The following is a 12,900-nucleotide window of genomic DNA, read 5'->3' on the forward strand; positions in this document are numbered from 1 at the left end:
ATAAAAAAGCCGAAGTCGTAGGACTTCGGCTTTTTACATCAAGGTAGATCAGGCCGGAAACAGTTCGCTCAGCTTCAGGGCTAGCATCATGTCGCCTTCGGCTCGCAGCTTGCCTGCCATGAAGGCCTGCATGCCGTCGGTTTCGCCGCTGATGACGCCCTGCATGGTTTCGCTGTCCATGATCAGCGTAACGTTGGCATCAGCTGATTCGCCCTTATGAAAGTCACAGGTACCGTCTTTTACGAGCAGATAGTAGTTTTCGGCATCGGTGATATTGAACTGAAAAATCAGATCCAAGCCGGCCGCAGCGCTGGGGTTGAATTTGGCCTTCATGCCCTGGATGGTTTCGTCGACAGTGCTCATCGGATATGACCCTTGTTGTCGTGGGAAAAACGTGCGGCCATGGGCCGCGGTCGGCTGGAGCTTATCGATAGGTGACGAGCTCCGGATTCTTCAGCAATTCTAGGTGTGCATGGCTATTGAAGGATGCCAAGGCTACGTCCTGGTCACGAAATTTCAGGCGGCTGATCGAGGTATTGACGATCTGCCAGTTCAGTTCGAACGCCTTGATAGGGGGTACGCCGATGATCAACTGGAGCAACGCTGTGATCGTGCCAGCAGACGTGAACACAGCGATGTGATCTTTTTTGCTCGCCTGTTCGAGCAACCGGCTCAAACCCGCCTGAACGCGACTTACGAAACTCTGCCAGCTTTCAAGCCCCTGCTTTTCGTGATCGCCAGAGACCCATCGCTGAATGACATATTTGAACAGTCGCTGAAACTCTGCACGATGATTGGCTGCATTGCCAAAGACCTGTACGGCTCCTGGCTCAACAGCCAAGAGATCGTCCATGTGTGCGCGAAGCACTTCGTCGGCGCGAAACTCATTGAAGGCAGCGTCAACCTCTATGGACGGCAATGGGCTTTCGAGATGAGGAGTCATTCGCCGGAGCGTTGCGCGAGCGGTGTCCTGTTGTCGATTCAACTCTCCACTTACGCAGCGGTCAAAGCGAATGTCCATTTGCTGCAGATAATCACCTAGGGCTGCCGATTGCAGAAAGCCGGCTGGAGACAGTACGTCATAGTTTTCTGCGCCAAACGACGCCTGGCCATGTCTGATCAGGTAGATACTGCCCACGCGTTGCTCCGCCACCCAGTTTTCGCGAGCGTAGGGGCATCATGGTGGAGTGTCAACGATAAGTCATACGTTCGTTTGAACCTGGTTCCGCTGGCTCAGGCGGCGATAATCGGTATGCTTGAGCAATTTTCGCCAACTCGGGTGCCTGCCGGCGACCGTGGTTAATTGAGGAGGGTCTGTGGAATTTCTTGCTGACTATGCAAGCTTTCTGGCGAAGACGGTAACGCTGGTCGCCGCTGTCTTGGTGGTGCTGGTGGCGCTTGCCTCGCTGCGTCGTGGGCGGTCCAGGCAAACGGGTGGCCATCTGGAAGTACACAAGCTCAACGATTTCTACAAGTCGATGCGCGAGCGCCTCGAGCAATCAATGATTGAAAAGAATCAGCTGAAACTCCTGCGCAAACAAGAAACGAAGGCTGCCAAGCTGGCCAAGAAAAACCCGGAAAGTCGTTCCCGAGTGTTTGTGCTCGATTTCGACGGTGATATCAAGGCATCGGCCGTCGAGAGCCTTCGTCACGAAATTACTGCTCTGCTGACCATGGCCACACCGAGGGATGAAGTCGTTCTACGGCTCGAAAGCGGTGGTGGTATGGTTCATGGCTATGGGCTTGCTGCTTCACAGCTGGTGCGCATCCGCGATGCCGGCGTGCCGCTAACGGTATGTGTTGACAAGGTTGCTGCGAGTGGCGGCTACATGATGGCCTGCATCGGTCAGAAGATCCTCAGCGCGCCATTTGCGATCCTCGGTTCCATCGGTGTGGTTGCGCAACTGCCTAATCTGCACCGTCTGCTCAAAAAGCATGACGTCGATGTCGAGGTGCTGACCGCCGGTGAGTACAAGCGCACCCTGACCATCTTCGGTGAAAACACTGAGAAGGGCCGGGAGAAATTTCAAGACGATCTGGAGACCACTCACGAACTGTTCAAGAACTTTGTCGCGCGGTATCGCCAGCAGCTGAGCATCGATGAGGTCGCTACGGGCGAGGTGTGGCTCGGGATCGCGGCGCTCGGCAAGCAGCTGGTTGATGAATTGCAAACCAGCGATGAATACCTGGCCTCGCGGGCCCGTGAGGCCGACCTGTTCCAGCTGCATTACACAGAGAAGAAAAGCCTGCCCGAGCGATTCGGCATGGCTGCAAGCACGGTCCTCGAGCACGGCGTGCTGAAGGGCTGGACGCGTCTTAATGAACAACGTTTCTGGCAATAAGGGGTTTACTGATGGCTCGCTTCAACGCACTGCAAACCAATGAAAACGGTGGTTGTTTCGAAACAAGCCTGATCGAACGGGACACTGACGAGTTGCCGGCAGGCGAGGTACTGATTCGAGTCAGCTACTCGTCGCTCAACTACAAGGATGCGTTATCGGCGAGTGGCAATCGCGGCGTCACTCGCAACTTTCCACACACGCCCGGTATCGATGCAGCAGGGACTGTTGCCGAGTCAAGTGTGGCCGACTTTTCCGTAGGTGACGAAGTGATCGTCACCGGTTATGACCTTGGAATGAATACCGCTGGTGGTTTCGGCCAGTACATTCGGGTTCCGGCAGCGTGGGTAATCAAGCGCCCGGTAGGGCTTTCGCTGCGTGAGGCCATGGCGCTCGGCACGGCTGGCCTGACTGCGGCACTGTGCATAGATAAACTTGAACAAGCAGGTCTCGAGCCAACTGACGCGCCGATTCTGGTAACGGGCGCGACCGGGGGGGTCGGCAGCATCGCGATAGCCCTGTTGTCCCGCCTGGGGTACAAGGTGGCCGCAGTGACGGGCAAGGCCGAACAAGGCGACTTCCTTCGCAAGCTTGGCGCAACCCAAGTCGTTGAGCGTAGCGCGTTACAGGCTGGCACCGACAAGCCCCTGCTCAAAGAACAATGGGCGGGGGCGGTCGATACCGTCGGTGGCGATATTCTGTTCAACGTGGTGAAGTCGCTGCAGCGTGGTGCGAGCGTGGCATGTTGCGGCTTGACCGCGGGAACGAATTTTCAGGCTAACGTGCTGCCGTTCATCTTGCGTGGGGTAAATCTATTGGGCGTCGATTCGGTTGAGATCCCTCTAGTCGTCAAGGCTTCGATGTGGGACAAGCTTTCAGTGCAGTGGAAGCTGCCTAACCTAGACGACCTGGCGCATGAGATTTCGCTGGAACAGTTGCCTGAAGCGATCAAGCGTACCTTGGCTGGCCAGCAAATCGGAAGGATGTTGGTCCGACTCGACTGATAGCGTCTGGGCAGACGCGACGCATTAGCGTTTTGCTTGTTGGGCATAGTAAAAACCGATTTCTCCGCTGTTGTCGATTGAGAGAAGCTAACGCTACTTCAACGCAGCAGGTGCCATTCATGAAGACACTGGCAGAGAAAATCAAGGCAGCCTTCGGTAAGAATTCTACGACCGCAATGGAGCGGATAGAGCACCCGAACTTTTGGATGTACCAGTAATGCAAATCTATGGAGCCTCTGCGAAATTTCAACTGAAATTGTGCCGACAGGTCCCGCCAGCCTCGCGCTGGTCCATGCTTGGCCATTCCGGAGGCTGTCAAACGGCCATTCACGCGTTCGACCGTGCTTCGCCCCTTGAAGCGCTGGGCCTGGTGCGGAGCGAAGTCGAGCTTGCTGCCGCCACGCGGGCTGTGATCGATCAGCGGCACATGGCCCAGGCTCTGGCTGTGGGCGCGGATGATCGGGCTGCAATAGGCAGCGTCCATGAGGCCGTGGCAGTGGCTGACACATTGCGCGCTCATGGTGGCCAGCGGTATCGCGACCTGGGAGTCGTGCACGCTGGCCCAGGTCAGCATCGCCGAGAGCGGAATCATGCCATCCGCCACGTTCAGGTGCAGCTTGCAGCCAATCCAGCTGGACGTGAAACCCTGGCTGTTGCACTTGCTGCCGACATCGCAGCTGTGCGGCAGATCGGCCAGCATCGCCTAGGCTTCGCTCAGCGGTTCGCCGCGCAATTTCCTGGTTTCGATGCTGATCTACATGGACTGCAGCACGAGAAGCATCCTGGCGGGGTAGGGCAGAGGGGTAGCGCATGACTCGGCCCATCCAGCCGGCATCGCAGCTTGTCAAAGAAGATCATGTGCGAGGGCGTGGGCTGCTTCACATCGTCCCGCATCGACTTTCACTCGGCTGTTGTTATAGTTGTTCGGCTGAGAACAGTCCTTCTTCTGGGGCTGTCGAATCCATTCAGGCACTGAGTGCCTCGGCTATCAAGGATGATAGCGTGACCGACTACCAAGCCTTCCGTGTGGGGTTGAAGAACAACATCGCCCATGTAGCATCCCTTATGGCCGGGGTTTTCGCTCTGGCGGCCGATATCGCCGCGCAGTCACCAGTCGCCATTCGCGGGACCAAGGAGATGATTCGCTATATGCGCGACCACCGTGTCGATGACGGCCTCGAGTACATCGCCACCTGGAACGCAGCGATGCTTCAGTCGGCTGACCTGAAGGTGGCCATGGCTGCCCATATGAGCAAGCAGAAACCGGATTTCGCTGACTGATGCTTCATTCAAACGTTGCGCGGGAGGCGCGCTAGGCATGGTTACCGGAGCTACTTCACTCAGCCTGGTTCGCGATCAGTTGTTCGCTACCATGGAGGAAGCCGAGCAGAGCCTCGAGCATTTCATCATCGACAGAAACCATAGCGGTCTGTTGCAACAGGCCGTAGAGAATCTCAAGCAGGTTCGCGGCACGCTGTGGCTCATCGAATTGACCGGCGCCGAACTGCTCGCGCAGGAAATACTCCAGCTGGCGACAGACATCCCCGTAGGGGCAGGGGAAGATCGAGACAACCAGTTGGCAGCGCTGAGTAACGCGCTGTATGTGCTCGGACGTTATCTCGAAAGCGTCGACGCCAGCCGCCAGGAAATGCCCGAACTGCTGCTGCCGCCGATCAACGCGTTGCGGTTGGTTAGTGGGCAGCCGCCGTTACCCGAAAGTTTTTTCTTCAGCGTCCGCCTCGATCATGCGCGTCCGCCTATCGAGGCTGCGGTGCGCGGGTCCGCTGCGCTTGCGGCCGAGGCGCGCCGGTTGCGTCAAATGTACCAGGTGGGCTTGCTCGGCTTCATCCGTGAAGTCAGTGCCTCGGCCAGCCTTAAGCTTATGGCGCGCGCGCTGGGCCGGTTGGATCTGCTGTTCGCAAACTCGGCGGGCGGTCGCCTGTGTTGGCTGGGGAGCGCAGCTTTGGAGGCCCAGCTGGATGGCCAGTTGTTGCCGCGTCAATCACGCAAGCAATTGTTTTCCAGGCTTGACCGAGAACTTCGGCAGCTCAGCAGCCATGACGCCTATGAACCACCGCGGGTTCTGCTCAAGGAACTGCTGTATCTCGTTGCATTAGCCGAAAGCAATGGGCCGTTAGCAAGTCAGGTACGGGAAACGTTTTCGCTTGGTTCGTTACCCTTCACCGACCATCTTCTTGAGGAAGAGTCCCAGCGGTTGGCGGGTCCCGGACAGGCTGTGATGCGCTCTCTGTCTTCGGCGATCCGTGAAGAGCTGGCGAGTCTCAAAGACTTACTGGATCTCATCGAGCGCCAGACCGCACCGGCTGAGTCGTATCCAAACCTGCATAGTCTGCTAGGCAAACTGGCGAAGACGTTGGCGATGGTGGGCTTGTCCTCGGCATCGAGTACCTTGCATGCCCAGCTCTCGGTGGTGTCCGGCTGGAGCGTCGAACAACCGCCCGAGCCCCAGGCACTGTTGAAATTGGCCGATGCAGTGCTTTATGTTGATAGCATGGTGGCCAGCCTGGAGCGCGGCGAGCGGTATGATTCGCGGCCACAGCTTGCACAGCCGGGCCAAGAGGCTGAGGCATTCGCCAGCCATCAGCTCACCGAGGCTTGCATCGTGGTGATCGGCGAGGCGACCGCAGGTTTGGCTTTGGCCAAGCGCGCCATCACAGCCTATCTGGAATCAAACGGGGAAAAGTTGCATTTGGCCAACGTCCCTTTCAGTTTGATGGCTGTTCGTGGCGGGCTGCGTTTTCTAGAGCAGGATCGCGCCGCTGAGTTGATTGGTGCCTGTGCCGACTTCATTCAGAAGCAGATGCTCGACGGAGTGCAAATGCCACCAGAACAAACGCTTGAAACCCTGGCCGACGCGTTGACCAGCCTCGAATATTACCTCGACGGCGGAGCGATACTGCGGCGCGACGAATCACGGATCAGCGTGTTGGATCTCGCGACCGAAAGTGTGCGGGCATTGGGTCTACCGGTGGCAGCCTGATGAGTTTACGGTGGCAGCCAGCGTTGCTCGACCCGGCAATGGGCGGTGGATGGGCCGTCGTGCATTGCCAGCAGGGGTTTCTTTGCGATGCAAACGGCGTGCTGTTTCCCCGAGATTGGCTGAAACGCCTCGACCTACCGTTGCTCAGCGAGCAAGGCTTGGGTTATTTCGATGGCGACCAGGTGTTTCTAATGGAGTTGGCGCACCCGGTCGAAGTGCCCGGCGCTGGCTGGCAGGGGCTGCGTCATTTCATGATGCAGGATGACGATACCGAACGGTTTCGTATGCTCGGCTTTGCTGCGCAGATTGGCACCTGGGCGAGCCATCATCGCTTCTGCGGCAGCTGCGGCAACCCGATGCGCCAGCATGCCACGGAGCGAGCGATGCAGTGCGAGAGTTGTGGCATTCATCACTACCCGCGCATCTCGCCGAGCATGATCGTTTTGGTAACCCGAGGCGATGAGCTGCTACTGGCACGTTCACCGCGCTTTGCCCCCGGGGTATACAGCACGCTGGCAGGGTTCGTTGAGCCCGGCGAGTCAGTTGAACAGTGCGTCAGGCGGGAAGTCCACGAGGAGGTTGGGGTGTCTATCCACGAGCCCCGGTATATCTGCAGTCAGGGATGGCCGTTTCCACACTCTTTGATGCTTGGCTTTCACGCCGAGTATGCATCGGGAGAGATCGTGATGCAGCCTGAAGAGATCGAGGACGCGGGCTGGTTTTCTATCCACGATCTGCCTGCGCTGCCTCCTCACAAATCCATCGCCCGTTACCTGATTGATCTGTATCTGGCTCGGCGTCTAGGCCGCACCGAACCTGTGCTGCCAGGCTAGCCGCAGACTCAGTACCAGCACCACCGATGTAAAGACCAGTCGGATGAATTTCGATCCGCCCTGGATTGCCGTGCGCGCACCCAGGTGTCGCGCTCTGTGGCCGAAAGGATCAAGCGACGCGGCGTGGTTCAGCCGTCCGTGCAAAGGTAGTGGTAAAAGATTTCACGGCTGATGCCGAACTCGCGGGCGAGCTGCGCCTTCGGCTCGCCGGCAGTGGCCCGCTGCCGCAACGTGATGGCTTGCTCGTCGGAGAAGGCTTCCTTGCGGCCGATATTCAAGAACGCTGGAGGATTACGCCATGACTCACATTGGCTCAATACCATATTTAACATAATATACATTATGCGAAGCTACCAATCTCAAGATCACCACAGCGATTCAGAATCAAGCTGTCCTGGAAAATCGATCGGTTCAATCGCCGCTTCTCCACAGCGGCTCTCCGTCCGTTGCGCTCCGTGAGTCGTCCGTATCCCACTCGGCGCTTGTACACCTGATAATTTCAGGCTTCTCACACGCTCAACAGAAACGTGGCGTCCGCAGCTCGAATGCCGCTAATGCCGCTGACACAAGGCCGGACGATGGCGGTCAATACCGCGGGACAACTAGGCTTCGCAGCGTATCGCCCAAGGCAGCCTGGGTTGCAGAACACTGTGCTGGCCAAGCTCGTCAAGATGACCACGAAGCGCTCATTCCCGATGTGATCCTGGCTGAATAATGGCTACCGCTTGTTTCCAGGCGGCACGCTATACGGGTCATGCCGAGATGAAGGGAAAATTCACTCACTTCGCTCGTAACGTGTTGATGCCAAGAGAATTTACCAAATAGACCGCACAGCCTCTGATCGTGGACTATCTTTTCTGACTCCTCAGAAAAGGAGTTCCTATGGCTTCATTAGAGCGTACGGCGTATCCCACTCTGCCAAAGGCGTATTCAAAAGCTGAGCTGCAGCGAGATTTTTCGTTCTCAGATGATGAGATTAAATGGGTACGAAGCAAGTCCAAGGCCCCTTTTCACCTCAATCTCGCCGTTCTCCTCAAGACCTTTCAGGTGCTCCGGTATTTTCCTGATATCACCGACGTACCTGATCAACTGGTGGATTTCATTCGCGGAGAGTTGGGTCAGCGTAGCAAGGTGAAACTCGCGGAATACAAGTGGTTCCAGCAATATCGCCACATGAACGCGATCCGAGTTCGCCTCGGTGTGACGGCATTCTACGGCTCTGATGCTGTCGAGCTCGCCGAGCGGCATGCCAAAGCAATGTCGCTTGTGCTTGACCAGCGCGCTGACATCATCAATTCCGTGATTGAAGAACTGATCCGCCAGGATTATGAGCTCCCTGCGTATTCGACCCTGAATGATCTCGCTGAGCGGATTCATGCCGAGTCCCAAGAGGCAATATTCAATCTCGTAGTAACCAGAACGCCAGTCGAGGTGATCCACAAGCTAAAGGATTTGCTCGACACTGACTTCGGGCGACGCCAGAGCGACTTCAATGCGCTGAAACAGGCACCCAAGAAGCCATCTCGCAAGCACCTAGAGGTGCTGATCGACCATCTGGCTTGGCTAGAGAGCTTCGGGGATCTGGGTACCATTTTTGAAGGAATAGTCGACACCAAGATCCGCCATTTTGCTGCCCAAGCCGCGGCATCGGACGTCGCGGAGTTGAAGGACTGCTTACTGCCGAAGCGCTACACGCTGATGCTGGCCTTAATCTACCGCATGCGCGTGCGGACCCGGGATCACTTGGCCGAGATGTTCATCCGACGGATTTCGACGATCCATAAACGCGCCAAGGAGGAGTTGGAGCAAATCCAGGCGCGGCAACGCCAGAAGCTGGAGCAATTGGCGGCGACCCTTGATGGCGTGGTGCAGATTCTGGTCCAAGAACCGGATGACCAGGAGGCTGGCAGTCTAATTCGGGAATACCTCTCCCCCGGTGGCAATCTGGATCGGTTGCGTGAGACTTGCGCCGAAGTACAGGCTACCGGCGGTAATAACTACCTGCCGCTGATCTGGAAGCACTTCAAGTCACATCGCTCGTTATTGTTCCGTCTAAGCCACCTTCTTCAACTGGAGCCCACGACTCAGGATCGATCGCTGGTTCAGGCTCTTCAACTGATACAGGACAGCGAGAATCTACACCGCGAATGGATCGACGAGCACGTCGACTTGTCGTTTGCGTCGGAGCGCTGGGTCAAGGTCGTTCGTCGTCCTGCCAGTGAGGGACCACCGACCAACCGGCGCTATTTAGAAGTCTGCGTGTTCTCCTACCTGGCCAGCGAGCTGCGATCGGGTGACATGTGTGTACAGGGGTCGGAATCCTTCGCCGACTACCGCAAGCAGTTGCTGCCCTGGGAAGAATGCCTGCAGCGACTACCGGCCTACTGCGAAAAGGTCGGGCTGCCAGGCACGGCGAAGGAGTTTGTTGCCTCCCTCAAGACCCAGCTGGAGGAAACCGCGCAACAACTGGACGACAAATTCCCATCTTGCCGAGGAGACGTATCGATTAACGAAGCCGGAGAACCGGTGTTGCGCCGAGTAACGGCGCGGGACATCCCACCTTCGGCCATCTCACTACAGACGGCGCTTATGCAGCGCATGCCGGCTAGGCACGTGCTCGACATCATGGCCAACATCGAGCATTGGATTCAGTTCACGCGGCATTTCGGTCCCATGTCCGGTAACGAGTCGAAGCTCAAAGAGCCTGCCGAGCGCTATCTGATGACCATCTTCGCCATGGGCTGCAATCTCGGCCCCAAGCAGGCCGCGCGGCATCTGGCCGGTAATGTCACGCCACACATGCTGTCCTATACGAATCGCCGCCACCTATCATTGGAGAAGCTGGACAAGGCTAACCGCGAGCTGGTGGAACTCTATCTGCAGCTTGATCTGCCTAAGATCTGGGGAGATGGCAAAGCGGTGGCAGCGGATGGCACACAGTTCGACTTCTATGATGACAACCTGCTGGCCGGCTATCACTTCCGCTACCGCAAGATGGGTGCCGTGGCCTATCGGCACGTGGCCAACAACTACATCGCTGTGTTCCAGCATTTCATCCCACCTGGCATCTGGGAGGCGATCTACGTAATTGAGGGGCTGCTTAAGGCTGATCTGAGTGTCGAGGCAGACACTGTGTATTCAGATACTCAAGGGCAATCGGCGACAGTCTTTGCCTTCACCCATCTGCTGGGCATCAACCTGATGCCGCGTATACGCAACTGGCGTGACCTGGTGATGTGCCGGCCGGATCGCGGCGCGTCTTACAAGCATATCAACCGCCTGTTCACCGACACTGCAGACTGGCACTTGATCGAAACTCACTGGCAGGATCTGATGCAGGTCGCGCTGTCCATCCAGGCCGGCAAAATCTCCTCGCCTATGCTGCTGCGAAAACTCGGCTCCTACAGCCGCCGCAACAAGCTCTACCACGCCGCCCAGGCACTGGGCAGCGTGATCCGCACGATCTTCCTGCTCAACTGGATCGGCAGCCGTGAGCTGCGCCAGGAAGTGACCGCCAACACCAACAAGATCGAGTCCTACAATGGTTTCTCGAAGTGGCTTTCTTTCGGTGGCGACGTGATTGCCGAAAACGATCCGGACGAACAGCAAAAACGTCTGCGCTACAACGACATGGTGGCCTCATCGGTGATCCTGCAGAACACTGTAGATATGATGCGCATCCTGCAGAAATTGGCCCGAGAGGATTGGCAGTTCACCGACGAGGACGTGTCCTTCCTCAGCCCCTACCTGACCAGCAACGTCAAGCGCTTCGGCGAATTCAACCTCAAGCTAAACCGGCCACCGGAGCCCTGGATCAAGGACTCGGTGTTCCAACAAGCTGCCGGCTCGCTGCGGGTGATCAGACCTAGCCAGCTAGATACCGAGAAAACGCCATGATCAACATTCCTCCCGCATCCTTCCGCCTTACACCGTACGGCGAAGTGGACGCCGTGGCGTTGGAAAACCTGCGCGACAGCTTCGACACCTCTCAACTGCTCCGGCTGGTTGATCGATTGGACGTCTGCTTGGTGGAACTGGGTGGAATCACCTCCATTCGCGACGAGCTGCTGAGATTGCATGCGATGGCTCTGACGATAGTTGAGGGCATCGCTCTTACGGTGCCTGCCGAGAGTGCTTGTATCTGGGCAGAAGCCGAATCTCTACAAATGGATCTTGAGGCGCTGGTTTCCTGGGCTCGTGCTGCTCAGCTCCTCATTGCGCCGCTGATCGACCTTGCACCAAACCACGGTCCATGAGCGCTCTGGCCTATTTCGACCAGGCTCACCTGTTCCTGACCATGGCTGGAATCGCCCGTAAGTAGATCAATTCACCAATCAGTTCTATGAGTGTCTGAGTGATCACAGCCGCCGCGGCCAGCGCGCGAATGGACTCCGGGAGCGCTAGGGCCAGGGGAAGCACTACAAGCGAGTTGCGAGTGCCTGAGCTAAAGGCCACTGCCCGTGCGGCAGAAGCCTCCAAGCCAAATAGCCGGGAGCTGAGTACGCCGAGGGCCGGAGCGAGTAGTAGAAACGCTCCGTATACTGGAAGCAACGGCGCCAGGATGTCGAGTTGGTACACGACAGCCGCGATCTGCGAACCCACCACCACGATTAGAACCAGGGCCATTGCAGGCACTGGCAGCCAGGCCCAACCTGCGCTCCATGCGCGAAGCAGCAGAGATCGGCGTCCGCCAAATTCGGTGAGCACAGCCGCTACCAAGGGTAGGACGATCAGCAACAGGAAGGCTTCTGCGAAGGGCCACAGCTCGATCACTGTGCCGGCTTCGGGGCCAAGGATTAGCCGCAAGTAGAGGGGCAGCAGCAGAAGCTGGAGCAACAGCAGCAATGGCGTCGCCGCGAGCACCAGACGAGAGTCCCCTTTGCCCAGGTGGGTGAAGACCACCACGTAATCGATACAAGGCGTCAGCAGGACAAGCAGCGCGCCGACCAACAAGGCCTTGTTCGATGAGAGCGGCCACGTCACCAGCCACACCATCAATGGCACCAATAGGAAGTTGGCCAGCAACAGGGCACCGACGAAGCGGTGGTTGGCAAAAGCTTCTCGCAGCTCCAAAAAAGGAATCTGCAGAAACATGGCATACATCAGCACGGCAATCGCCGGTGTGATGGCCATGGCCGTCAGTCCGGTGAATTGCGCAGAGCTCAAACCTGCAATGGCAGCGGCCACCACCGCCGCGAAATAAAATGCTATCTGGTGTTCTTCCAGCCAGTCCCGCGACATCTGATATCTTCCCTTGTTGCGCAAGGGCGACATTCTCCCACTGGCATCGGATTTAACCCAGCGTTGAGGCTGGTTGCTTTTCGCTTTGCCGTTGGGCGAAGTCCGCAACGGTCCTAACAAGTCCTGCCGATAAGAGGATGCATGATGTTTCGAAATAACTGGATGGCGGGTCTGAGGCAAGTGCTCGCCAACGCCAAGAGTTCACCGCAATGATCCCTCAACGTTCCAATATGACCTGGAACCTGCTGCTGCTAACCTGGCTGTTCGCACTGGTATCGACCCTGTCCGCGCTGTTCATTGGTGAGGTAATGGGCCAAGCACCCTGCGTGTTGTGCTGGTTCCAGCGTGCCTTCATGTTTCCGCTGGCGGTGATCCTGGCCATAGCCTGCTACCGCTCGGATTTTACAGTCTGGCGTTATGCCCTACCGCTGACCGTTATCGGTGCGGCGCTGGCATTTGTTCACACGCTGCTCTATGCAGGG

At 57.3% G+C, this 12,900-nt stretch carries 11 protein-coding genes and 3 pseudogenes; 8 read left to right on the forward strand and 6 right to left on the reverse strand.

From position 1 onward, the window contains the following. Positions 1-48 precede the first annotated feature (48 nt). Both NA637_RS22275 and NA637_RS22280 read right to left on the reverse strand, forming a co-directional pair. The gene (locus NA637_RS22275) at positions 49-363 is read right to left on the reverse strand and encodes an SCP2 sterol-binding domain-containing protein (RefSeq protein WP_256074706.1); all 315 of its coding nucleotides are present in this window, start codon (positions 361-363) and stop codon (positions 49-51) included. Positions 364-424: 61 nt separating this feature from the next. Next, positions 425-1,138 (reverse strand): histidine phosphatase family protein, encoded by a 714-nt coding sequence (locus NA637_RS22280; protein ID WP_256074707.1) that lies wholly within the window; start codon positions 1,136-1,138, stop codon positions 425-427. A 178-nt stretch (positions 1,139-1,316) separates the two neighbouring features. On the opposite strand from NA637_RS22280, the gene sohB reads away from it, so the two are divergent. Continuing rightward, positions 1,317-2,342 (forward strand): protease SohB, encoded by a 1,026-nt coding sequence (sohB, locus tag NA637_RS22285; RefSeq protein WP_256074708.1) that lies wholly within the window; start codon positions 1,317-1,319, stop codon positions 2,340-2,342. An 11-nt stretch (positions 2,343-2,353) separates the two neighbouring features. Beyond that, the gene (locus NA637_RS22290; protein ID WP_256074709.1) at positions 2,354-3,343 is read left to right on the forward strand and encodes a YhdH/YhfP family quinone oxidoreductase; all 990 of its coding nucleotides are present in this window, start codon (positions 2,354-2,356) and stop codon (positions 3,341-3,343) included. Here the strand turns inward: NA637_RS22290 and NA637_RS22295 are convergent. Next, positions 3,288-4,043, reverse strand: coding sequence for a transposase (locus tag NA637_RS22295; RefSeq protein ID WP_256074711.1), 756 nt, complete (start codon positions 4,041-4,043; stop codon positions 3,288-3,290). The two genes, NA637_RS22290 and NA637_RS22295, sit on opposite strands and share 56 nt — an antisense overlap. 314 nt (positions 4,044-4,357) lie before the next feature. On the opposite strand from NA637_RS22295, the pseudogene NA637_RS22300 reads away from it, so the two are divergent. The 3 genes and pseudogenes from NA637_RS22300 to nudC all read left to right on the forward strand — a co-directional run. Then, positions 4,358-4,624: pseudogene (locus NA637_RS22300) on the forward strand (enoyl-CoA hydratase); the annotation flags it as partial. A 37-nt stretch (positions 4,625-4,661) separates the two neighbouring features. Next, positions 4,662-6,344: a ferrous iron transporter B gene (locus NA637_RS22305; protein WP_256074713.1), complete on the forward strand. Its 1,683-nt coding sequence runs from the start codon at positions 4,662-4,664 to the stop codon at positions 6,342-6,344. Further along, on the forward strand, positions 6,344-7,177 hold the full coding sequence (gene nudC, locus NA637_RS22310; RefSeq protein ID WP_256074715.1) for an NAD(+) diphosphatase: 834 nt from the start codon (positions 6,344-6,346) through the stop codon (positions 7,175-7,177). Before NA637_RS22305 ends, nudC begins: the two co-directional genes overlap by 1 nt. Here the strand turns inward: nudC and NA637_RS25770 are convergent. Both NA637_RS25770 and NA637_RS22315 read right to left on the reverse strand, forming a co-directional pair. Further along, a pseudogene (locus tag NA637_RS25770) lies at positions 7,145-7,258 on the reverse strand (TSUP family transporter); the annotation flags it as partial. The gene nudC and the pseudogene NA637_RS25770 sit on opposite strands and share 33 nt — an antisense overlap. A 47-nt stretch (positions 7,259-7,305) precedes the next feature. Further along, positions 7,306-7,446: pseudogene (locus NA637_RS22315) on the reverse strand (helix-turn-helix domain-containing protein); the annotation flags it as partial. A 613-nt stretch (positions 7,447-8,059) separates the two neighbouring features. Between NA637_RS22315 and NA637_RS22320 the strand changes: the two are divergent. Both NA637_RS22320 and tnpC read left to right on the forward strand, forming a co-directional pair. Beyond that, positions 8,060-11,074: a Tn3 family transposase gene (locus tag NA637_RS22320; protein WP_256074716.1), complete on the forward strand. Its 3,015-nt coding sequence runs from the start codon at positions 8,060-8,062 to the stop codon at positions 11,072-11,074. Then, on the forward strand, positions 11,071-11,433 hold the full coding sequence (gene tnpC, locus NA637_RS22325; RefSeq protein WP_041013793.1) for a Tn3 family transposase post-transcriptional regulator TnpC: 363 nt from the start codon (positions 11,071-11,073) through the stop codon (positions 11,431-11,433). The genes NA637_RS22320 and tnpC overlap by 4 nt, the downstream gene beginning before the upstream one ends. A gap of 25 nt (positions 11,434-11,458) precedes the next feature. Here tnpC and NA637_RS22330 read toward each other — a convergent pair whose 3' ends face one another. After that, on the reverse strand, positions 11,459-12,418 hold the full coding sequence (locus NA637_RS22330) for an arsenic resistance protein (RefSeq protein WP_041013794.1): 960 nt from the start codon (positions 12,416-12,418) through the stop codon (positions 11,459-11,461). A gap of 209 nt (positions 12,419-12,627) precedes the next feature. Here NA637_RS22330 and NA637_RS22335 point away from each other — a divergent pair. Next, a partial coding sequence (locus NA637_RS22335) for a disulfide bond formation protein B (protein ID WP_256074717.1) occupies positions 12,628-12,900 on the forward strand: 273 nt, incomplete at its 3' end.

Origin of the sequence: Stutzerimonas stutzeri (assembly GCF_024448935.1) — a bacterium.
Lineage (GTDB): Bacteria > Pseudomonadota > Gammaproteobacteria > Pseudomonadales > Pseudomonadaceae > Stutzerimonas > Stutzerimonas stutzeri_AO.

Bases quoted from the DNA above. Each gene is read 5' to 3' on its own strand.
- NA637_RS22275 (WP_256074706.1), bottom strand. From the start codon at position 363: ATGAGCACTGTCGACGAAACCATCCAGGGCATGAAGGCCAAATTCAAC.
- NA637_RS22290 (WP_256074709.1), top strand. From the start codon at position 2,354: ATGGCTCGCTTCAACGCACTGCAAACCAATGAAAACGGTGGTTGTTTC.
- NA637_RS22295 (WP_256074711.1), bottom strand. From the start codon at position 4,043: ATGCTGGCCGATCTGCCGCACAGCTGCGATGTCGGCAGCAAGTGCAAC.
- NA637_RS22305 (WP_256074713.1), top strand. From the start codon at position 4,662: ATGGTTACCGGAGCTACTTCACTCAGCCTGGTTCGCGATCAGTTGTTC.
- nudC (WP_256074715.1), top strand. From the start codon at position 6,344: ATGAGTTTACGGTGGCAGCCAGCGTTGCTCGACCCGGCAATGGGCGGT.
- NA637_RS22320 (WP_256074716.1), top strand. From the start codon at position 8,060: ATGGCTTCATTAGAGCGTACGGCGTATCCCACTCTGCCAAAGGCGTAT.
- tnpC (WP_041013793.1), top strand. From the start codon at position 11,071: ATGATCAACATTCCTCCCGCATCCTTCCGCCTTACACCGTACGGCGAA.
- NA637_RS22330 (WP_041013794.1), bottom strand. From the start codon at position 12,418: ATGTCGCGGGACTGGCTGGAAGAACACCAGATAGCATTTTATTTCGCG.